11 protein-coding genes and 2 pseudogenes are annotated in these 23,311 nt (G+C 58.2%); 4 read left to right on the forward strand and 9 right to left on the reverse strand.

Annotated elements, in window-relative coordinates; all coding sequences use genetic code 11:
- Positions 1 to 24: 24 nt before the first annotated feature.
- The 3 genes and pseudogenes from ACFDR6_RS29920 to ACFDR6_RS29930 form a co-directional block, all read left to right on the forward strand.
- The gene (locus ACFDR6_RS29920; RefSeq protein ID WP_375860498.1) at positions 25 to 1,743 is read left to right on the forward strand and encodes an outer membrane beta-barrel protein; all 1,719 of its coding nucleotides are present in this window, start codon (positions 25 to 27) and stop codon (positions 1,741 to 1,743) included.
- A gap of 315 nt (positions 1,744 to 2,058) precedes the next feature.
- Complete coding sequence (locus tag ACFDR6_RS29925; RefSeq protein ID WP_375860499.1) at positions 2,059 to 2,349, forward strand: hypothetical protein; 291 nt, start codon at positions 2,059 to 2,061, stop codon at positions 2,347 to 2,349.
- Positions 2,350 to 2,362: 13 nt separating this feature from the next.
- Positions 2,363 to 2,526 (forward strand): annotated as a pseudogene (locus ACFDR6_RS29930) (IS630 family transposase); the annotation flags it as partial.
- Positions 2,527 to 2,685: 159 nt separating this feature from the next.
- Here the strand turns inward: ACFDR6_RS29930 and ACFDR6_RS29935 are convergent.
- On the reverse strand, positions 2,686 to 4,119 hold the full coding sequence (locus ACFDR6_RS29935; RefSeq protein ID WP_375860500.1) for an MATE family efflux transporter: 1,434 nt from the start codon (positions 4,117 to 4,119) through the stop codon (positions 2,686 to 2,688).
- Positions 4,112 to 10,579, reverse strand: a complete 6,468-nt coding sequence (locus ACFDR6_RS29940) for a non-ribosomal peptide synthetase (protein WP_375860501.1) — start codon at positions 10,577 to 10,579, stop codon at positions 4,112 to 4,114. Before ACFDR6_RS29940 ends, ACFDR6_RS29935 begins: the two co-directional genes overlap by 8 nt.
- Before the next feature lie 703 nt (positions 10,580 to 11,282).
- On the opposite strand from ACFDR6_RS29940, the gene speD reads away from it, so the two are divergent.
- Positions 11,283 to 11,675: an adenosylmethionine decarboxylase gene (speD, locus tag ACFDR6_RS29945; RefSeq protein WP_375860502.1), complete on the forward strand. Its 393-nt coding sequence runs from the start codon at positions 11,283 to 11,285 to the stop codon at positions 11,673 to 11,675.
- A gap of 261 nt (positions 11,676 to 11,936) precedes the next feature.
- Here speD and ACFDR6_RS29950 read toward each other — a convergent pair whose 3' ends face one another.
- From ACFDR6_RS29950 to ACFDR6_RS29980, 7 genes and pseudogenes are all read right to left on the reverse strand, one after another.
- A complete protein-coding gene (locus ACFDR6_RS29950) occupies positions 11,937 to 15,047 on the reverse strand; it encodes a multidrug efflux RND transporter permease subunit (protein ID WP_375860504.1) in 3,111 nt (1,036 codons plus the stop codon).
- 44 nt (positions 15,048 to 15,091) lie between these two features.
- Positions 15,092 to 15,857: pseudogene (locus ACFDR6_RS29955) on the reverse strand (efflux RND transporter periplasmic adaptor subunit); the annotation flags it as partial.
- Positions 15,858 to 15,935: 78 nt separating this feature from the next.
- Positions 15,936 to 17,762, reverse strand: coding sequence for a glutamine--fructose-6-phosphate transaminase (isomerizing) (gene glmS / locus ACFDR6_RS29960; protein WP_375860643.1), 1,827 nt, complete (start codon positions 17,760 to 17,762; stop codon positions 15,936 to 15,938).
- Between the two features lie 1,176 nt (positions 17,763 to 18,938).
- On the reverse strand, positions 18,939 to 19,610 hold the full coding sequence (locus tag ACFDR6_RS29965) for a nitroreductase (protein WP_375860505.1): 672 nt from the start codon (positions 19,608 to 19,610) through the stop codon (positions 18,939 to 18,941).
- Between the two features lie 35 nt (positions 19,611 to 19,645).
- Positions 19,646 to 20,623, reverse strand: a complete 978-nt coding sequence (locus tag ACFDR6_RS29970) for an NADPH:quinone oxidoreductase family protein (protein ID WP_375860506.1) — start codon at positions 20,621 to 20,623, stop codon at positions 19,646 to 19,648.
- Positions 20,624 to 20,699: 76 nt separating this feature from the next.
- Complete coding sequence (locus ACFDR6_RS29975) at positions 20,700 to 21,845, reverse strand: acyl-CoA dehydrogenase family protein (protein WP_375860507.1); 1,146 nt, start codon at positions 21,843 to 21,845, stop codon at positions 20,700 to 20,702.
- Between the two features lie 219 nt (positions 21,846 to 22,064).
- A complete protein-coding gene (locus ACFDR6_RS29980) occupies positions 22,065 to 23,276 on the reverse strand; it encodes an ABC transporter substrate-binding protein (RefSeq protein ID WP_375860508.1) in 1,212 nt (403 codons plus the stop codon).
- Between the last annotated feature and the right edge of the window lie 35 nt (positions 23,277 to 23,311).

The raw sequence follows: 23,311 nt of genomic DNA on the forward strand, positions 1-23,311 counted from the left end.
GCGCGTTGTGTTTCGTGAGGTGACATGCGATCTGGAGTTCTTTCTTGGGGTGCAGCAACAGCTGCGCTCGTTGCAAGCGGTGCGGTCAATTCGGCATATCTTGAGCCCGCAGTAGAAGTCCCACCGGTACTGTGGAGCTGGACCGGAGGATATTTCGGCGCCCACGTTGGCGGGGGCTACGGCCGGACATCATTCAGTGATCCGTATGGTCCGTCAATCTACGGGGATGTTGTCGATACCCTAGTGTTCCTGCTGGGAGGTCAGATCGGCTACAATTGGCAGAAGGACAGCTGGGTTTTTGGTGTTGAAGTGGATGCCAGTGGGGCCGCGTCGGACGGTACAAACACCTGTCTTGCCGCCTCCGGATTTGTTGTGAGCGCAAACTGCAATGCGAGTCCAAGCGTCTTCGTCACCGGGACCGGTCGCCTGGGTTACGCGTTTGGCTCGCAGGGCTATACGCTGGTTTATCTCAAGGGAGGCGTGGCTTGGCAACACAATCAGGGCCATGTCGTCAACAACAACGAGTTTCGTGACGAAGACCACCCAGATGGCTGGGCGCCACAGAATGCCACCCATTTCGAGTATGGTCGGGTCGGCAGCACAATCGGCGCCGGCGTCGAGCAAGCGCTGACGCCTGCATGGTCCGTCAAACTTGAGTACGATTATGTGTGGTTCGGCGGACCGAGTGTGGCAACCCCTCCGACTGCACGGCTCCCGTTGGCAACGGTCCCAGCCAACACCACCAGCCTTTCCAGCAACTATCACATCGCCAAAGTTGGTCTGAACTACCATTTTGATGCCGACCCACGGACGCCGGGATGGTCCGATACGCCGCTACATGCGGCAACGCCGCCCGTCAGCGCGCCGCCGATTGCCTTCACCCGCGGTTGGTCGCTGGAAAGCGGCACACGGTTCTGGCTGAGCCGAGGAAGGTTTCAATGGGACCACGGGAGCGATCTCGTATCAAGGCTCACCTATCACAAGCTGGATGGGATCTCCGGCGAGTTGTTCGAACGCGTGGACAGCCCTTGGGGGATCTTCCTGAAGGGCAATATCGGGATCGGGCGCTTCAACAACGGACATATGAACGATGAAGATTGGGGCATACCCTCTCCTGAAACTCCCATCGCCTATTCCAACATGACCGCGGGCCAAACGAACGGAAGGTTCATGTACTACACGGTCGATGCGGGCTATGACTTCTTGCGCGGCTCCGCCTACAAGGTCGGTGGGTTCCTGGGCTGGACCTATTACAGCCAGAAATCTGACACAACAGGATGCACGCAGATCGCCTCCCCCGACTTTCCATGCCTTGCGCGGGGCGATACACGGATTATCGGCAGCCAAGACACTGATTGGAATGCGCTGCGCATCGGCCTCAGTGCTGAGACCATGTTGCTCGACCGTTGGCGCGTCAGCGCCGATGTTGCTTACCTGCCCTGGACCGATTTCCAGGGTCGCGACAACCATCTGTTGCGCCCATTGACGACTTTCAACGATCAGCGCGGGAGCGGTGGCGGTGGTGTGCAGGTCGAAGGAGTCCTGTCCTATTTCATCACCAACAATTTCAGCGTCGGCGTCGGTGGCCGGTATTGGGCCATGTGGACTTCAAAACATAGTGAGGGACTCGACACCGGATCCAAGAAGGAGGGCAGCTTTCCTGTTACCGAAGGGCCCAATCCTGAGAACTATCGCATGGAACGCTGGGGCACGTTCCTGCAGGCTTCCTACAAGTTTGATTGAAACTGCTCGCTCGCCGCTCTAAGCGGCGGAAGCCGCGACTATAGATGACGAAATCGCGGATCGTGGGGCTCGAGTCGGGCGGAAACCGAGAATCAAGCTGCGAGCTTTCGGGCAGTTCAAGCCAAAAAGCTTGCATTGATTTGCTGAAGCTGAAGACCGGGCGCGTGGGGTAGTGTAGCGTTCCAAACCATCGTTTGATGTCAAAGCGCCCGCCGCACTTCGGACGTCACTAAATCTCTGCAAGGTGGAACGTCTGACGCAGTCCTGCCATTTTCAGGTTCGATCCGTCTGCCATAGACCGCCAATTCGTATCGATTGGAAAGGCTCATCTCGCGGCGTTGGAGCATCGGTCCGCTCAAGCGCTACCTTCAACGCCTGGCGCGTATCCATTCGGCGCAGACCGCAGAGTCACCGGGCGAGCAGTCCACGGCTTTCTTTGTCGAACCTGGTCAGCTCGATCAGGTTTTCGATTGCGAAGTCGGTGAACGTCTTGACGCCATCTTCGTCGACGCCACAGACTCAGATCACTCCGTGCTCGGTCTCCATTTCAATCGAGATGTAGCCAATCTTCGTCTTCACCGAGGTCCGACCGGGGTGATGGTGTGATGGACCTTGTTCACGTGCACAGGTTCTGCTGGCCGCTGATGCCGAGGCCCGCGACGAGGAGATCGCCGCGAGCGTTGGCGTGGGCGGCTCGACCGTGCAGCGTACCAAGGTCCGCTTCGTGGAAGGCAATAAGGCAATATGGAGCAGGCGCTGAGCGAAGAGCCGCGTCCCGGAGCAGCCCTCGCGAAGCTCTGCCGCTCAAGCACCACAGGTGAGCAGGCCAAGAGATACCACTAGAGCTGCATGGCTCTTGCACATCACGTGCGTCACGTCTTGGAGAGCAACACCTCTCCGACGAGGTCGGCTCAGTGCTCTCGTCCGCGATGATGTCCGTTGTCAGGTCGACCCGCGATTCTCGATCGCTGCTGAAGTGGGGTTCCGAAGCGCTCGTCTGAGCTCAGCGAACTGGTGGACCATGGCACACAGCGCGATCATTCCGGCGCCCAGCTCGGCGATTGCTTGACTGGCCAACAGTCCGTTGAAACCCGATATAACTGGCAACAACAGTACGGCCGGTATGAAGAAATATCCGTGCCTGGCCAAGGACACAATCACACTAAGGCGTGCTCTCCCGAACGACTGAAGCATCGTCGTCACGAAACTCTCTATACCAAAAAGCCCAAAAAAGAGATGGAAGACGATACAGGCCGAAACGGCAATTTCCGTGACGTTCTCGCTATCGCTGAACAGCTTGACCAAAGGTCGGGCAAAAATCACAACGGCCGCAGAATACGCAACCGAAAGGGCGACAGTCATGGACAGCATGAGCTTTGCGGCCTTCCATACGCGGGGAAGATCGCGTGCGCCCCAACCGAAACCCAGGACAGCTTGAGAGCCCATACAAAAGCCGGTGACCGGCAGTGCGCCGATCGTCAGCAATCGCACAGCTATTCCCACGGCCGCGATGGAATCGTCGCCAAACGGCGCAGCAGCTCCGTACAAGAGCATTGAGGCAATGGCAGATAAAATACCGGTCATGGTCGCGGGTGCTCCTATGAACGCGAGCTGCCTGATGCGACTTGTTCGCAGCGAGATGTAAGATATCTTGACGAGGACTATCCCGCGTAGCTTCGAAAAATACGCGATATAGAGGGCAATAGCAGCGATCTGAGATACCAGTGTTGCGAGGGCTGCGCCTCGTACACCGAGGTCGAGTAAGAAGATGAAGGCCGGATCGAGCACGGCGTTCAGCATGAAGGCGGTAATCATCGTCCACATGCTGAATCGTGTGTTGCCCTCGGCTCTGACGATGAAGCCGTTGACGATGTTTAGAAGCATCAGGGTGTACCCGCACAAAAGCGTCGCCGCATAGTCGAGCGCCACGGGCATGATGGTTGGAGTTGCCCCGAGCGTTACGAAAATCCCTCGCAGGTTTAGAAGCAGAGCAACCGTAAACATGATGCCGATCGGAGCGGCCAGGGCCAGTGCAGTACTCGCGCCCCTACTTGCCTCCAGGTACTCACCAGCACCAAGATGACGAGATATGAACGAGGCTGTTCCAACACCGATTCCCTGACCGACTGCCGTCAGCAGGACCACGACAGGCAAAGTCATGCTGACAGCTGCGATCGCCTGCGCGCCAAGTGCGCCAACAAAGATCGCGTTGACGGCCTGCTGTAACGCGTTGATCGATAAGCCAACAATAGACGGAATGGCGAGCCGCAGGATTAGGCTCGACAGATTGGGATCCGATAGATCAATGTGCTGTTTGTTCTTTGGCATGATATCGCGATCGCTTTCGACGGCGACTTCTGCATCCGGCTCATTCATGGATGACAGTGTCGCCGGCTCTTCCGAATTCGCTGATCGTCAGCAACAGCTCCTGTTGCAACACCGTGCAAAGATTACGGGTCACCTCATAACCGATCTGGGTCGGATCATACCTTGTTTCAATCTGCAGACGGCCGGCTTGATATCCGACGTCGAACCAGAAGAGGTGACTCGCGGCGGCTTCATCCATGTCTTCGCCGATCCAGATTGAAGACGGGTCCTGGGCTAGGAGGCGGCGCGGAAAATGGCGCTGCAAACCCGCTCGATAATTCAGTCCGATTTTAGGTAAGGGCAGACGATTGATCCGGCTCCCCACGGCTGGATCTCGGTTTACGAATTTCAAGACCCGAAACCCTACTCCCCTGCGCGGCAGGGCATTGCGCTGGCGGTTTATTGAACGAACACGATCGGGCCGAGCCTCCGTTCCGGCGACACTCAAGGAAAGCGGAACGAGCTCGCTGATATGGCCAATGATCTGCGATGGATCAATATCTTCAAACAGCCGGCCTCGGGTCGAGGTAAGGCTATCAATCCAGAGTGAATAGTTGCCGAAAACACGTCCACAGGCGCCGGATATGGCGGCAAGAAATACGTCGATGTCCTTACAATGCGCCGATCTGGCTGCAATATTGAGCAGATCAGCTGTCGCTTCTTTGCCAATCTCCAGATGATGCTTGGCCTGATCTTCCCAAAGGACTCGGCAATTCGCGTCACCCGCGCGGCCTTCAAGGCGTGCATAGTGAAGTTCTCTCGCAGTCCCTTGCGAAAAGCTCGCGCTACCCGCCGACGTGGGACCGACATGCAAATTGAACTGATCGTAGTCGATCCCCTCCCAGTATTCGAGTTCGGCTGGCGCCTCGCTGTTCGCGTAGTGCTCAAGGCGCTTCAACCATGGAGAGAGCATTTGCATATTCTCGGGGCCGCTTACGGCGTGGCCTGAGCCAAGGGCGTCGTAGGCCGCATCCAATGCTTCGAGGAACAGTCGATAGCCTATCCCGTCCGCTACAAAATGATGCATCAGGACCAGCAGATAGTAGTCGCCGCTTTCCGATGTGCGGAACGCCGTGACGTTAACAAGAGGCGTCTGGCCGTCAAAACGAAACATATGTTGACGTCTTGCTGAGATGCTCTCGATTGCCTTACGCTGCCGCAGGCTGGTCATTCCGACAAGATTGATCTCCTCCACGAGACGTTCGGCCACGGAAGCTGCGATCGTCAGACGTAGACCATCGTCGGTTCGGGCGATACGGAGCCCGAGGCCTTCGTGCCTATCCATGACATGAGCAAGGGCGCGCTCCAGCAGCCGGATATCCAGGATCCCGCCGGGCAGGAAGAACAGATCGCCTATGTTGTAGTGCTCATCGAAGCCGACAAGAGGCCTCCAAGATGCAATTGCGGGGGTAACCGGCAACGAGCCGTCCACGGAAGGGGCGGTACGGAGTGCAACCGTCGCTCCATCTGCCGCCAATTCCCTAATTGTCGGCGTTCGATAGAGTTGGTCAACAGTAAGATTCAGCCCGGCTTTGCGTGCCAACGTGACGCAGCGCACGCTTAGAAGAGAATCTCCACCGATATCAAAGAAGACCTGATCAATTCCGACCCGCTTGACGTCCAATAGATCCTGCCAGATCCCAGCAAGGATACGCTCCTTCCTCGTGCCGGGCTCGGCGGATGAAGCAGGCCCGACCTCGCGGTAAGGAACGGACGACAGGCCCGCACGATCTATCTTCCCGCTTGTCGTGAGGGGGATATTGTCAACCAAACGGAAGGCGGCGGGAATCATGTAGGACGGCAATGATTGCTTAAGATGGGTGACAATCTCTTCCGAGCTTAGACTGTCGCGCGCGGGAATCACGCTGGCGATCAAACGACGATCGCCAACCATGCCATCTGCAGCGACCGCGGCCTTTGTGATTGCGGGATGAGACTCAAGAGCCTTTTCAACCTCCTCCAGCTCAATCCGATACCCCCGTACCTTGATCTGGTTGTCCGACCGGCCGCAAATCTCGAGAAGGCCGCTGGTTGAGATGCGTGCGATATCGCCGCTTCGATAAAGAACGCTGTACTGTCCGTCACCATAAGGATTTGGCACGAAACAACGTGTTGTCCGCTCTTGATCCATCCAGTACCCAGCGCTTACGCAGCGTCCCGCGATGCAGAGTTCACCGGCGGCTCCGACAGGGACTCTCTTCAACGCGGCATCGAGCACGTAGAGTTTGACGTTATCGATTGGGCGCCCAACGGGGACATGCGACCCGCCGTCGTCGGCATCCGACGTTTTGTAGACCGCAGCGTTGGACGCACATTCCGTAGCACCATAGAAGTTCCACAACGGCACGTCCGGGAAATACGTACGCCAGCGAACTGGAAGCGAAGATGGCATCGGTTCAGCGCTGCTTGTGACGAACCGCAAGGAAGTGGATCTTGGCTGCCGCTCTCGGGAGGCAATGAGGCCGGTCAGGAGTGGTGGCGAGGCAAATAAGTGTGTCGCGCGACGTTCCGCCAACGTGCTCAACAGCAGATCTGGATCCAGCAACTGCTTTCGGGTCAGGATCAGCGCGGGCACACCTCTTAGAAGCCCACCGAAGTATTCCCAAGCGGACGCAACAAGTGATGCGGACTTCTGGACAACCATCACGTCGGTGCTCTCGAACGGAGCGGTTCGCCACATCCAGTTCAGTCGATTAAGAATTGCCAACTCCGGTATGAGAACCCCCTTCGCCTTCCCGGTCGAGGACGACGTGTATATAAGGCTCGCAATTCCCTGATCTGATGGTTTGTCGCCGCACTCAGACTCGTGCGCGAGCGTGCCGCACCCTTCCAGGGTCAACAGACAAATCGACGGCAGGTCAAAACCAAGGGCAGTGGTACTTGCGTGGACCAAAAGCTTTGCCCGACTATCTCGCAGGATATGGTCCATCCGATCACGCGGATAATCCGGCGATATGGGGACAACGATGGATTGCAAGGCTCGTGCCGCAAGAATAACAGCGGCCACGTCAGGCGACCGGTCGACCAGCATGGCGACCCCGTCGCCAGCCCCCACCTCAGACGCCTCCAGTAAGGACCTGATTGCTGTTACGCGCTCGCGCAGATCGCCGAATGTGATCTCACCGAAATCACCAAAATATGCCACCTGGCCGCGATGAGTGGCACTGATTTGCTCGAACGCTTCGACAAGTGGACATTCAGTCGGGTATGACTGCGCCGAGCCATCCAGCGAGTCCATCATAACGGCATCCGCCCCGCTGAGGCAGCTCAGATCCTTAATGGGCGCAAGTGGATTCTCAACGCAGGCTGCAATCAGACAGCGCAGATTGTCACCCATGCGGGCGATGAGATCGCTGGAAAATATGTCTTCGGCATATGCTAGCTGGAGGGCAATTTCATCGCCCTGATCTTGTGCGTACAAGGTCAGATCGAATTTTACGTAACCGGTGTCGTATTCGCGGAATGTCAGATCGAACTCATGCTGATCCGGTGGCTCCGCGGCCTCGGAGTACATGTTGAACATGACCTGGAAGATCGGCGATCGTTCCGCTTCGCGATATAGCCGGCTATCCCTTACCATCCAGCCGAACGGATATGCCGAGTTTGCGATGGCATCGCTGACTAGGCCCTGGACGCGCAAGGCATGAACCGCAAAGGACTGACCAACATCGATCGCGGAACGGATCGGCAGCATATTCAGAAAAAAGCCGACAATGTCGGCACTGCCGGGTTGATCCCGTACGACGTGCGGTATGCCGACGATAACATCGTCCTGACCGCTGTACATCCGTAGCAGCAGCTTGAAGCACGCGAGGAGGGTTGTCGACGAAGTGCACCTATGTCGGCGCGCAAACTCCCGCACCTGATTGGAGAGTTCGCTGCCGAGCAGCACCGCATGCGAGGCGCCGCGGTGGAACTTTGTCCGCGGCCGCGCTTGTCCTGTTCCAAGCGAAAGCACCGGCGGATCATCACCAATCTGACGGCGCCAATAGCTACGTTGCTTGGCCAGCGCCTCTGGAGTCGCGCGCTGTCTTTCCCAGACCGCGTAGGTCGACAGTGAGGCACGGTTCTTTGGCAAAGGCGCCGCGGCATGTAAGTACGTTTGTCGAAGGTCTCTGAGCAGAACAGAGATCGACCAGGCATCGATAATAATTTCGTGAGCGGTGATCAATATCAGATGGTGGTCAGGGCGAAAGCGGATCATGCGCGCGCGAAACAGATGACCCCGGCTGAGATCAAAGCTGCCACTCAGCTCTGTTTGCCGTAGCTCTGTGATCAGCTCCTCGGCTTGCTGCGCCGTGAGATGAGATGCGTCAGTCAAGTCAAGCTTTGCGCATTTCGGATCATCAAAGAGCTGAACCGGACCATCCTCGTCGATAAAGCGTGCAGAAAGCGCCTGATGGAAATGAACGACATCGGTCCAGGCACGGTTGAACGCGGCCAGATCGATGAAGCCTCTTATTCGCAGGCCGCCTTGAATGATGTAGTTCCTGGCAGATGGATCGAGCTGGGATAGAAACCATAGGTGCTCCTGAACTCGAGTCAGAGGTGCTCGCGCAAGCTTTCCGTAGGCGGGGGCTGAGCACGATTTGGAGTCGACTCGGGACGCGATCGAAGCCGCAAGAGACCGTATCGTTCCATTCAGGACCAGCCTGAAATCCGTTCTCACTCCGAGCTGGGTCTGCAATTGACCCAATATGAGCATTGCTCGGAGCGAGTCGCCGCCGAGGCTTATGAACTGATCATTCACGCCAATGTTCTCGATGCGCAGAACGCCCGCCCAAATTTGCCACAGCTGGGCTTCGAGCTCTGTTCGCGGCCCCTCGAATGGCGTCGGCAATAAAGGACGAACACTGGTCGGGTCCGGCAATGCTCCAAAATCGACTTTTCCGTTTCTGGTCAGCGGAATACAGCCGACGTGGATGATCCTTTCCGGAAGCATGTAGGTAGGAAGCGTTTCGGCAACAAAGTTCTGAAGCTCGGCTTCCGTCACTTCAGCCGGGGCTGACACATACGCGATTAGCCGTCTCGATCCAGTTTCCCGCTCCGCGCTTGTTATGTCTCGCGCCATAAGTTTTACGCCTGCGCAGACAGAGGCGATCGCGACAGCGCCATGTACCGAATGATGAGCGCAGAGGCGTGCCTCGATTTCTCCCAGCTCAATTCTGTGCCCACGGATTTTGACCTGACGGTCCCGTCGACCGAGGCATTCCAAGAGACCATCGGAACGGACGCGCCCGAGATCACCTGTCCTGTATAGGCGCCGGTACCCCGGTTTGCTGGAGAACGGGTTTGGCCCAAAGGCATCCTTGGTGCGAACATCGTCGTTGACGTAACCAGCAGCGACACCTACGCCGCTCACACAGATTTCGCCGACCTCTCCCGTGTCGCACAGACGAGATCCATCGGTGACATAGACCTCAAGGTTCGCAATCGGCTTGCCGATCGGCACATAAGTGTCAGCCACCGCGGGCGGTAGTGAAACCAGATTGTGCGTAACGCCGTCGGCGCACTCGGTCGGCCCGTAGTGATTGAGAATGGGGACCTCCGGATATAAGGCAAGCCATGCGCGCGCCAGTCCGGGTGTCAGGGGTTCTCCAACCGTAGAAATAATGCGCAAACTGTCCAGAGCTCTCTCAGCCGCCGCAAGGGGTTGCAGATATTGAACAAATACTGCAAGCATTGACGGGACGAATTGAGCAACCGTCACGCCGTGCCCTTGAACTGCTTTAAGAAGAGATACTGGCGATTTCAGTGTTGCATCATCAAGGATCGCGATACTGCCTCCGACGCAAAGCCCTGCCAGAAGTTGCCACAGCGAGATGTCAAAGCAATGCGATGCCGTCTGCGCGATGCAATCCGTACGAGTGAGGGCTAGGGCATTAATTTTTGCCGCCAAATGATTGTTTAAGGCTGCATTCGCAATCATTGCGCCCTTAGGCTGGCCCGTCGAACCAGACGTAAATAGAATGTAGGCGAGTCCATCCGCGCTCGATGATGGCGCGAAAGACGAAGGCCGGCCCTCACGCCGCGCCGCCTCTATCGGCATGAATTGGGTGGTGCCTTTGCTGCTCGACTGGAACAGGCTGAGCGAATGCTGCTGGTCGGGGCCAATAATCAGAGCACAGCGGCTCTGCTCAATTATGAACGATGTGCGTGAAGCCGGTAACGATGGATCGAGCGGTAGGTACGTTGATCCGGCCTTCAAAATTGCGACGACCGCCGTCGCCCAGTCGAAGCCGCGCTCACCCGAATATCCGACGACCGCGCCGCGAGCGCCATGCTCTCGTAGCCTCCTTGCGAGGGCATCCGATCTTAGCCGCAGCGCCTCGTAGGTGAGTTCGTCTGCGCCGCTTCTCAGCGCAATTCTCTCCGGATCCGATCTTGCAAGGCGATCGATCGCCGTGATCGCCTCGATCGGTTGACATTCCACAAACTGATTTTTTTTGGATAGATCTCGGCTAGGCATACGCGTCCCCCATTCATCGCCTTCTGGGGCCCTTAATCAGAACACCGACGATCCTGATTGAGGGTATGCAGTGCGTAGCCCCCGGTGTCGGCCGGTCATAGTGTGCCGGTTTGTCCGTTTCTTAGCTTCCCGTCCTTTGCGTTCACTACTGTTACCTCGATGATCGTCAGGGGAACGCGGCCGGACCCTAGGGCCCCACATTGGCGTTGGCACCTACCGGATCTTGTAGTCGACATGCGCGAGTCTGCATGGCACCCGGAACCAACGGGCGTCTGGACTATGGTTTGGTGCTCTCCTCATGAAAGCGGGACTTGGCCCTCGCCGGGCTGCGGATTCCTATGGCGCTCAAGCGGTAACATCGATTGTGCAAGAGCCAATACAGACACATGTTACCGTTTCCACGAGACCAGCGTCATTTTCACAGCCGCTGGGGGGCAGTCGTCAAGCGCTCAAAGGCGGACGAAGGACATCTTGTCGCCAATCACCGTCAGGCCGAGGGTGCTCGAGCTGCTGATCGCCACGTCAAGGACTCGGCGTCGGCTCAAAGGCACAAATCAGTTGCTGAAGGGCATCGCAGTTGTCGGATTCAACGGCGGTATTGAGGTCATGCACGTACCGGCAAAACACGCCGCCTGGATCACCTCGTCACCTAAATTCCGAATAGCTCATCTTATTGAGCCGACAATTCACCGGAGATTGCTTAATGATTATTGATAACGAGGAGCAATTACCACCGGCTCTATCAACCGGTGCGACGCATATGCTCATCGAGCTATGGGGAGCGAAAAACCTCGACGATCCGGACCTTGCGGAAGACGCCATCCGAAAAGCCATCCATGCGGCGAGTGCGACATTACTCCACCTTCATGTTCATAAGTTTTGTCCGGGCAACGGCGTCTCGGCAATAGCGTTGTTGGCTGAATCGCACATGACCTTACATACTTGGCCTGAGAGGTCCTACGCGGCCGTTGATGTTTTCGTATGTGGCGACAGCAATCCTGCGAGCGCCGTGCCAGTTCTAGTTGAGGCCTTTCAGCCCGAACGGTCGGACGTTCGCAGCTTCCGGAGAGGCGTGTCAATCAAGCCAACCGGTTGAAGCAGATGGTCGATTCCTTGGGTGAGGCATCGAGCTCGCTGCCTCAATCGAAAACATCTTGGGCCAGCCCCTAGCATCAAACCTTGGTCGCGAGGCTTCCCGACATATCCTCATTTGTTGGCCGTCAATATCGACCATCATTAAAGATTGCACGGACTCACGGCGGAACGCCTGCCCGATGGCAGCACCCTCATCTCCGCACAACTCGCACTTGCTTCGGCGCGGATGCGCCTTGGCAATGGCCATTGCCGTTTTGGATCTTCAATCGAGCGCCCTCAGGTCAGCCGCACCGCCTTCGAGCCGAGACTCAGCTCTTCGAGCCGCTTGTTCCGCACGGATCTGGCTTGGGGCACGGTGGTCGGTCGCGAGCACCACATAGACCGCCGGTAGCACGAACAGGGTGAACAGCGTGCCGATCGACATGCCAGCGACAACCACGAGCCCGATCGAGAAGCGGCTGGCAGCCCCGGCGCCCGTCGCGGTTAGAAGCGGGATCAGGCCGGTGACCATCGCGGCCGTCGTCATCAGGATCGGCCGCAGCCGGATGCGAGCCGCCATCTCGATCGCCGAGCGGCGGTCAAGCCGTTCGTTGAGCTGGAGCTCGTTGGCGAACTCCACCATGAGGATGCCGTGCTTGGTGATCAGGCCGACCAGGGTGAGCAGGCCCACCTGCGTGTAGATGTTCATGGTCGCTGCGCCGAAGAACAGCGGGATCAACGCGCCGACGACCGCCATCGGCACCGAGATCATGATGACCAACGGGTCGCGCAGGCTCTCGAACTGTGCCGCCAGCACCAGGAAGATGATGATCAGCGCGAAGCTGAAGGTGACGGCGAGCTGATTGCCTTCCTGCACGTACTGCCGGGAGTCGGCAAGGTAGTCGTGGCTGAAGCCCTGCGGCAGCTTCTTGGCTTCGCCTTCAAGGAAGTCGACGGCCTGGCCGACAGTCACGCCGGGCATCGGTACGGCCGAGAAGGTCGCCGAGTTGAGCTGGTTGTAGTGGGTCAATGAATTCGGAGCGGTCAACGTTTCGACCGACACCACCGTCGACAGGGGCACTTGCTGGCCGGTGCTGGTCGCCACGTAGTAATTGCCGAGCGCTTCCGGCGAGAGCCGCTGAGCGCGTGGTACCTGCGGGATCACCTGGTAGGAGCGGCCTTCGAGATTGAAGCGGTTGATGTAATTGCCGCCGCCCAGGATCGCGAGCGCGCTGCCGATGTTCTGCATGTTGATGCCGAGATCCTGGGCCTTGGCGCGGTCGACGTTCACCTTCACGGTCGGCTGGTTGAAGGCGAGATCGCTATCGGAGACGATGAACATGCCGCTCTTGCGCGCGGCGCCCTTCAGCTTCTCCATCTGCTCATAGACGGCCTGGAAGCCCGCGGTCGAATTGATCACCATCTGCACCGGCAGGCCGCCGGGTCCACCGGGCAGCGGCGGCAGGTTGAAGGCGAACGCCTGGACGCCCTCGATCTTGCTGAGCTCGGCCTGAACCAGCGGAATCAACTGGATCGAAGAGCGCTTCCGTTCATCCCACGGCTTCAGCAGCATGCCGGCGATACCGTTCTGGGGACCGTTGATGCCGTTCAGCGCGAAGCGCAGATCGGTCTCAGGGAAGCTTTGAAATTTCTTGTCGAGCTTGTCGCCATAGAAATCGAGATAGTCGATGTTGGCATATTTCGGCGCCTTAATCACCGCGAACACGATGCCCTGGTCTTCCTCCGGCGCCAGCTCCTTCGATGTGTGCATGTAGAGGAACCCGACGAGCCCAAGGATCGTCACCGCGACCAGCCCGGTGATGGCCTTATAGTCAAGCGAGCGGTCGAGCCTGCGGCCATACCAGCGCGTGACGGCGCCGAACAACCTGTTCACCAGCTTCGCAAACCGGCCCTCTTCCGTGTTCTTCAGAAGCCCCGAGCACATCATCGGCGACAACGTCAGCGCGATGACGCCCGACACGATCACCGAACCTGCCAGCGTGAAGGCGAATTCACGGAACAGCGAGCCGGTGAGGCCCCCGAGGAAGCCGATCGGAGCGTACACCGCGGCGAGCGTAATGGTCATGGAGATGACCGGACCGACGATCTCGCGCGCGCCCTGCAGCGCCGCCTGCACCGGCGTCTCACCCTCCTCCAGATGGCGATGGACGTTCTCCACCACCACGATGGCGTCGTCGACCACGAGGCCGATCGCGAGCACCATGGCGAGCAGCGTCAGCAGGTTGAAGCTGAAGCCGAGCGCCAGCATCAGCGTACAGACGCCGATCATCGACAGGGGAATGGTGACGACCGGGATGATCACCGAGCGGAACGAGCCCAGGAACAGGAAGATCACCATAATGACGATGACCACGGCCTCGCCCAGCGTCTTCTCGACCTCGTCGATCGAGGACTGGATGAACCTGGTCGAGTCGTAGGCGACCTTCATCTTCATCGACGGTGGCAGATTGCGCTCGAGCTCGGGGAACAGCGCGCGCACACCGGTCACAAGGGTTAGCGGATTGCCCTGCGGCGTTGCGTTCACGCCGATGAAGATCGCATGCTCGCCGTCAAAGGCAACGTTCGCATCCGTGCTCTGGGCTGCAAGCTCGACGGTGGCGATGTCCTCCATCCGCACGAAGCCGCCGTCCTTGGCCTTGACGATCAACTTCTTGAACTCGTTGACGTCGGTCAGGCCTGTGTTCGTCGTGATGTTTGAGAGGATGAGGTAGCCCTTGGTCTGCCCGGCCGCGGACTGAAAGTTGTTGGCAGTGATCGCGGCCGCGACATCAGCCGGGGACACGTTGTGGCCGGCCATCTTCACCGGGTCAAGCCACAACCGCATCGCAAAGGTCTGGCCGCCTAGGATATCGGCGGACGCCACGCCATCGACGGTCGACAGCACCGGCTGCACGACGCGCGTCAGATAGTCCGAAATTGCCGAGCCCGAGAGCTCCTCAGAAGAGAAGCCTATGTACATCACGGCCGTGGTCTGGCCGGTGGTCTTAGTGACGACCGGATCGTTGGATTCCTTCGGGATCAGATATTTGACGGAATTCACTTTGGCGAGCACCTCGGTGAGCCCCTGGTTCGGGTCAAAGTTAAGCTTGATGTAGACCTGGATCGTCGAGGTGCCGAGCACCGAGGACGAGGTAATGTAGTCGACGCCTTCGGCGGAAGCGACCGCCTGCTCAATGGGCGTCGTGATGAAGCCCTGGACCAGGTCCGCAGACGCGCCGGGGTAGACCGTCGTGATGTTGATGACCGTGTTGGAAAGCTTCGGATATTGCCGGATCGGCAGTACCATGGCTGCGCGCAGGCCAATCAGCAGGATCAGCAGACTGAGGACGACCGACAGAACCGGTCGCTTGATGAAGATATCGGTAAAGGTCATCGCTGCGATCTCGAATTCGTTTGCTTGAGTGGTTTGACCCGGCCTCACGCCGGATCACGCGAGCGCATTAATCGGTAACGCGCCGGCTGGGCTGGAATGGACGGCGCCGTATGGGACGAAATCGCAACGGCCACCCCCGAATGCAGCTTGAGCTGGCCGACGACGACGACCTTGTTGCGCGGCTCCAGGCCCTTCGGCACATCCTTCAACCTGGTCGCCGGGCAGCACGACCGTTGCGGTCACGAACATGCCGGGCTTCAGGATCTTGTCCCGGCTCGCGATCGTCGCCTTCACACGGATGTGCGGGTCTCGCTGGCGATCTGCGGCTCGATCGTGGTGATCTTGCCGTCGAAGACGCGCCCCGGACAGGCATCCAACTTGAGCCGGACCACCTGGACGACCTCGAGGTTGACGGAATCCTTTCGGGTCGCCGTGAAATTGGTCGACAGCCGCGAGAGACCGGTCAGCGAGACGATCGCGGTGCCAGCGGTGAGGTACTGGCCAACCGCGGTCTGGCGCACGCGGAGATCGCCCGAGAACGGCACCTAACAGCTTGGCGATGCCCGCCTGCGCCTGGTCGTAGGCGGCCTGCGCCTGGTCGACCGTCGCCTGCGGACCGAACTGGCGCGACGTCAGCGAAATGGTAACTTGGCGGGGCGCCGACTTTCTGGGCGGACTTTCAAAACGGGATACCAGCGAACCTTGCATGCGGACGGCTTCCTGAATGCGCGTGTCGAGGACCTGTCCGACATCGTCGCAGCTTCTAACCCGCGAGCGGGAGACGCTGGCGCCTTTGACAGCCCCGACCATGGCGGCGCGGGCCAGTCGTGAACGCTCAGACATAATTGGCTAGGCCTGTTTGAGGACCAGAAGCGACCGACCGGCTCACTATTCGACGGTCACGGATTTGGCGAGATTCCGCGGCTGGTCGACATCAGTGCCCATCACGATGGCCGTGTGGTAGGCGAGCAGCTGCACGGGGATTGCGTAGACCATCGGCGTGAAGGCGGCCGGCATGTCGGGCAGCACGATGGTGGCGAACGTATCCAGTGTCGCCTCTTCAGCGCCCTTGGCATCGGTCATGAGGACAATGTTCCCGCCGCGCGCTGCCACCTCCTGCATGTTCGAGACCGTTTTCTCGAACAAGCGGTCACGCGGTGCGATCACCACTACTGGCACGGTCTCGTCGATCAGCGCGATCGGCCCGTGCTTGAGCTCGCCCGCAGCATACCCCTCTGCATGGATGTAGGAGATTTCCTTCAGTTTCAATGCGCCCTCTAGCGCGATCGGGAAGCTCGTGCCGCGACCGAGGTAGAGTACGTCCCGCGCTTTGGCGATGTCGCATGCAAGCCTCTCGATCTGCGGCTCGGTGCTGAGCGCTACCGACATCAGGCGAGGAATTTCAACCAAGCCACGCACCAACTCGATCTCCTCATCCTCGGACAGTTCGCCGCGCGCCCTGGCGGCCGCGACTCCAAGTGCGGCTAGCACTATCAGTTGGCAGGTAAAGGCTTTGGTCGAGGCAACGCCGATCTCCGGGCCGGCCAGCGTCGGCAGCACGGTTTCGCTCTCGCGAGCCATGGTCGATGTTGGTACATTGACGACGGCAAGTGTGTGTGCGCCTTCCGCCTTGGCGTAGCGGAGTGCAGCAAGCGTATCCGCGGTCTCGCCCGACTGCGAAACAAAGATCGCGAGATCACCTTTGCGCACGGTCGATTCGCGATAGCGGAACTCGGAGGCGACATCGACTTCAACCGGCACGCGCGCAAAGCGCTCGAACCAGTATTTTGCGACGCTGCCCGCATAGCTCGCTGTGCCGCAAGCAGTGATCGTGATGCGCCGGACCTCTCTGACGTCGAAAGGCAGCTTGACCGGCAGCGCAACACGTTCGCGGGCTGTGTCGATATAGCGCGCCAGCGTCTGTCCGACCACCTCCGGCTGCTCATGGATCTCCTTGGCCATAAAGTGTCGATAATTCGCCTTGTCAGCCAGGAACGACGACACACCCAACTTCAGCGGCTCGCGGTGTGCGACCGCGCCTTCGGAATCGTAGATGACGCCGATCTTGCGGGTAAACACGGCCCAGTCCCCATCTTCAAGGTAAGTGATGGTGTCGGTGAACGGCGCGAGCGCAATGGCATCCGAACCGATATACACCTCGTCATTGCCATAGCCGATCGCGAGCGGGGATCCCTTCCGGGCAGCGATCATGAGATCGCAGTGCTCCTTGAACAGGAATACCAGGGCAAACGTACCGCGCAGTCGCGGTAGGGATTCTTTCACTGCTTTTTGGGGCGAGTAGCGCATCTTCAGATAGGATTCGACCAGATGCGCCACCACCTCGGTGTCAGTGTCGGAAACAAATCTAGCGCCATTCTGCTCAAGTTCGGCGCGCAACTCACGAAAATTCTCGATGATTCCGTTATGGACGACCGCGACATTGTCCGTCGTATGCGGATGCGCGTTGGACTCTGTGGGCTTGCCATGAGTGGCCCAGCGGGTATGACCAATACCAGTGTGACCCGGTAGCGGATTGCGACGTAGGCTGGCCTCAAGATTTTTCAGCTTGCCCTCGGCGCGCCGGCGCTCAAGATGATTGCCGTCGAGCGTTGCGACTCCCGCTGAATCGTAGCCGCGATATTCCAGCCGAGTGAGCGCTTCGATCAGCCGCTCCGCAACGGGTTCGCGTCCCAAAATGCCTACAATCCCACACATGCGGGTCAACATCCCCCAATTTCAAGAATAATGCTTTCAGAACAGCTACGCTTTTCTTGAGACCTTCGATTGAAGGTGCTCGGATTGCTGTGGATCTGGGTCGTTCGGATTCTGCGGGGCAGAACAAGCTTCGCCAGCCGAAGCGCGGTTTGGGCGAGCACGATTGAATGCCAGCATGTCGCGGCAGCAGGAGGCGGTAAGGCGCGAGCGCGCGGTGAACAGAGAGCCATCGCATGTGCAGACTCTTCTCCCCGCAAGGAAGACAACATCGTAGTCGCGGTAGGACCGCCACGTGGACACATCACGCAAGTTGCCACTTAAAGATCGATGACACTCAATGCAGATCGACGACCCGCGGGGAGTCCAGTTATCTGTCGGCATGAACTTCATCATCGTTGGCTGGGTTGAGAGCCAAGCATGATGGCCCTGCCTCCTTCTCAAGAGATTCGTAAAGCGGATAGCTGGATAGAGAATTTTCCATCTCAAAGCTGTCGCTCGTGCATGGCACACAAAAGAACCCCGGCCGCCTTGGGTGACCGGACAGAAGTCAGTCTCGGAGGAACGACGCTGTTACATTCCGCCGGCTTTCGTCGACAGTGGCAGAGCCTACCGACCGATGTAACCGCCCAAGCACCTGACCGGACCGAAAATGCGCTTGAGTTGATGCTCGGCAAGCACCGAAATATTCCCTCGGCTCTAGGCAAAAATCGAGCACCATTCTGATTGGCCGAAGGATTCTCTCCAAACCAAGACGTTTTCTTATGCGGGATCTTCTAGGATTGGTAAAATCGATTATGTTGATGGGCCGCATCTACACCATGGATAGCTGTCAAAATGCGGCTCACGTCACGTTGTCATTAGCGACTTCGCGGTTTCGAGATCGCCGACCTCCGTGCGAGCTAGGTAAGGCCGCGAATCAATTAAAGGGGTTTTGAGGTTCGGTATGGCGAGCTTCGTTCAAGGTGTTGTGCGGCTTCGCCCTGTTAATTGCGATGATTGCACAATGTCCCTCACGGGCCAGCCTCCCATGTTCATGCAGAGTGCTGAGCCTTCTTATGTGGCGTAGTACATCAAAAGGTTGCTAAAAATGGATATTGCATGTTCCTGGCGAAGCCGTTGATCAGTTTACGGACGCTCCGATATCGGGCGACTTCCGTCGTAGTCGAGCCCGCCTAATCAAAATCCACGGATCGTCATGAATTCCGATGGGCCGGCGCGATCTGCGCGCAGACGGTTGATCGGATGTTCCGGGTCCATGTAGCCGAGAGCCATGCCGCAAAAGAGCATCAGATGGGAAGGCAGCCCGATGAATTCCGCAATGGTCTTGTGCCAGAGCGCCCACGCCTCTTGCGGGCAGGTACTCAATCCCTTCTCCAAAGCGAGCAACATAATAGATTGCATGTACATGCCGAGATCGGCCCATTGCCCAGGCTCCATCTGGCGATCGATGGCGAAAAACAGGCCGACAGGCGCACCAAAAAACGTAAAGTTCTTTGCAAGCTGATTGAGACGTGCAGGTCTGTCTTCGCGCGGAACCCCGATGGTGCGATAGAGATCTTCGCCATTCTTGAATCGCCGAGTTCTATAGGGCTCCTTCAGTTCTGGCGGATAGATGTTGTATTCTGGCTGTTCGCCCATCGGGTTGATCTTGATCCGCTCAGCCATCAACGCCTTGAAGCGTGCGAGCTCTTGGCCGCCAAGCGCCCAGACATGCCACGGCTGTAGATTTCCGCCGGAGGGTGAGCGGCTGGCCGTGAGCAGGATCTCTTTGACGGTCTCCATAGGGACCGGGAAGTCCAAGAATGCCCGCACAGAGGTCCTTGAGTTCAGCGCGTCTGATACTTTCATGAGGATGTCTCCGAACACCTAATCGAGGAGCATGGTCAGCCGATCCTGACGACCATCTTTCCCAGGGCCGAACGGGTCGTCATCGCTTTGAACGCTTCGTGGAATTCCTCGAACGCAAAGACCTTTCCTACGACGGGAACAAGTGTCTTCCCGCTCAACCAACCGAATAGCTGGGCGATGACTTGGTCTCGCACATCCGGTTCACGACGACCAATCTGCGCCAGGTCGACACCCAACAACGCCCCGCCTTTCAGAAGAGGCAGATTGAACCGCAGCGATGGAATAGCCCCGGAAGCAAAGCCGATCACCAGGTGCCGGCCATTCCAGGCGATCGAGCGGAAGGCCTGCAGGCTCAGATCTCCTCCGACCGGATCGTAGATCACGTCTGCCCCGCGACCGCCGGTGAGTTCCTTAAGTTCGTCGCGCCACCCTTCACGCGTGTAATCGAGGCCCGCATCTGCCCCAAATTGAATCGCAAATTGTCGCTTCTCCTCAGTCGAAGCCGCCGCAATGACGCGGGCCCCCAGCAATTTTCCAACCTGAACAGCCGCTATTCCTACCCCGCCGGCGGCCCCCAGAACCAAAAGTGTCTCGCCACCCTGCAGCTTTGCCCGGGCGCTAAGCGCGTACAGCGCTGTGAGGTAATTGGCGAAGAACGAGGCGCCGACCTCCGGCTCTATGCCATTTGGCGTAACGAAAAGATCTTGGGCGTTTGCGCAAATATACTCGGCAAGGCCACCATTTCTGACCATCCCGATGACGGGCGTACCGGGTGCGAAGCCCCCAACATCTGCAGCCGCCTCGTCAACGATGCCCGCAAACTCAGACCCGGGCGTAAACGGCAAAGGGTCCTTGGTCTGGTACAAGCCCTGCACTTTCAGGCCGTCCACGAAGCCGACGGCAGCTGCCTGGATTCGAACGCGGACCATTCCCGTTGACAAATCCGGCTTAGCCACATCCTTGATGATGATATTTTCGATACGATCGTAATTTTCGACCAACACTGCTTTCATGGCATCCTCTTGAACGCACCGGCCTACCGGGGTTCAGTCGTCGAGTCACGGACAGACTTCAGATCGTTCTGAAACTCTAGAGCGCTCTCGAGATTACTTCCTTCATCATCTCGCTGGTCCCGCCGTAAATGCGCTGCACGCGTGCGTCGGCGTACATGCGTGCAATGAGATACTCGTTCATGAAGCCGGAGCCACCATGCAGCTGCAAGCACTCGTCGATGACCTTGCCCTGCTGCTCTGACGCCCAGAGTTTAGCCATCGACGCCGTGGCTGCATCGAGCGTGCCAGAAACCAATGCTTCGACGCACTGGTCGACGAAGCTGCGCGTGACCTTTGTGATCGTCGCCAGCTCGGCCAGCCTGTATTTGGTGTTCTGGAATTCAGCGATCGGCATCCCGAAAGCCCAGCGTTCCCGGACGAAAGCAAGCGTGGCCTTAAGAGCGCCCTCCATTGCCGCAACCGCCATCACGCCGATAATGGTGCGCTCATAAGGCAGGTCCGACATCAATTGATAGAAACCACGCCCTTCCACTCCACCAAGCAGATTTGTGGCCGGCACCACGACCTCGTCGAAGAACAGCTCGCAGGTATCCTGCGCCTTCAGGCCGATCTTATCGAGCACGCGGCCGACCCTAAAGCCGGGAGCTTTCGCGGTCTCGACCAAAATGATCGACATTCCGCTCGCGCGCTCGGCCGGATTCGTTTTCACGACCACGAGCACTAAACCTGCAAGAAGGCCGTTGGAGATGAAGGTCTTGGAACCGTTGATCACATAGCTATCGGCGCGCTTTTCCGCACGGGTACGAATAGATTGAAGATCCGAGCCCGCCCCCGGCTCGGTCATCGCGATGGCTCCAACCAACTCTCCACGCGCCAAGCGCGGCAAATATTCCCGCTTCTGCTCCTCCGTCCCGTGATTCAGCAGATAGTGGGCCACAATCGTGTGGACAGACGGATTCATTCCCGTCAAGCCGCGGCGTGCCATAGCGTCGTAAAAAACCGCTTCGTTCCGAAAATCACCTCCGCCGCCGCCATATTCGGTCGGAATGTCCGAACACAAAAGCCCCAGCGCCCCGGCTTTCAGCCAGAGTTCGTGCCCGACATTGCCTCGTTTTCGCGCCTCTTCGTCCAGCGGCGCCATTTCCTTGTCGATGAAGCGGGACACCGTGTCTCGATACATCTCGAGGTCGGACTCAAGCCAGGAGGGTCGATAGTTGATCATTCGCCTTACTCATCGTTTCTACGAACGCAACAATTGCGCTCGCTGCCGCTTGAATTCGAAACAGTTCCGGCGATGTGCGATCGGATGGCCCGCTGGCAGGCCGTCCGGAGCTCTTCTTGTCCGAACACTGGCGATTGCAGCCCGCCACACATGCCTTTCGACACAGTCAAAGTTCAATTGCTGGGTCGAAGGCATGCGCCGCGGTTCTCTGCGACCGATCTAGTCCGCCGCATCCCCGTTGATCACGCCTCCGAACAGCTTCCACTTTTCGCCGCTAAAGCGCATCAGCTGAAGTTGGCTGATCGGAGCAAAGTCAGTCGGCGAGGTGTTCACGTAGATCCCCGGCAACAGTGCCTCGGTGCGCCAATCCTTCAGGTTCGCAGCCTGCTTCATGACGTTTTCGCGCGTGAGATCGTCACCGCATTGCTTCAAGGTTTGCGCCAGCGTCTCCGCAAGTGCGTAGCCGGTGATCAGCAATATGTCGCGTTTGTTGCCTTCTGGATAGTATTTGCTGAGAAAGCTCTGAAACTCCTTCATTCCGGGATCATTGTCCCACTGCGGATCCGCCGGATCCTTCAAGTAGGTGGCAGAAATGATGCCTTGCGCGTTTTCGAAGCCGGCAGGCTTGATCACGCTGCCGACCGACGCCGAAACGTTGCTGAGGATATGTAGCGGCTTCCAGTCGACTTCAGCGATCTTTCTGATTGCCTGAGCCGCAAATTTGGGAGAGCTGATGTTGACCAGCGTGTCGGCGCCCGTCGCCTTGAGCTTGACGATGTGACTGTCGATCGTCGGCTCCGAAGTTTCGTAGCTTTCCTCGGCGACGATCTTCGCACCGAGCCTGTCCTTGAGGCCCTTCAGGTAATCCTTTCCAAGATCGTCATTTTGGAAGAAGACCGCGACTTTGGCATTCGGCTTTTCCTTCAAGATATACTTAGCATAAGCGTGCGCCTCGCTCTGGTAGGACGGTTGCCAACCCGTGGTCCAGGGGAAGCTCTTGGGGTCGTTGAATTTGGTAGCGCCGGAGGCGACGAAGAGCTGCGGGATCTTTTTTGAATTCAGGTATTTCTGGATGGCTGTGTTGTTCGCCGTGCCGAGCGGATCAAACATGAGCAGCACTTCATCGCCCTCCACCAGCTTACGCGTCTGCTCGACAGCCTTGGGAGGCGAGTACGCGTCGTCATAGCTGATGAAGTTGATCTTGCGTCCGTTGATGTCCCCCTTATCGTTGATCATCTTGAAGTATGCGGCCTGCACTTGGCCGATGACGCCGTAGGCGGATCCCGGACCACTGTAAGGCATGAGATTGCCGACTTTGATCTCTGTGTCGGACGCACCCGTATCGTATTTCTTCTGGGCTAGTGCCGTACCCGAGGCCAGCGCGATTGCCGCTGTCGCCAGGGCAGTCGCCCCTAAAATCCTTGCAAACATGTAATCTCTCCCTGTGGGGTTTCACTTCTATTTTG

The sequence above is a fragment of the Bradyrhizobium tunisiense genome (genome assembly GCF_042263385.1).
Lineage (GTDB): Bacteria > Pseudomonadota > Alphaproteobacteria > Rhizobiales > Xanthobacteraceae > Bradyrhizobium > Bradyrhizobium tunisiense.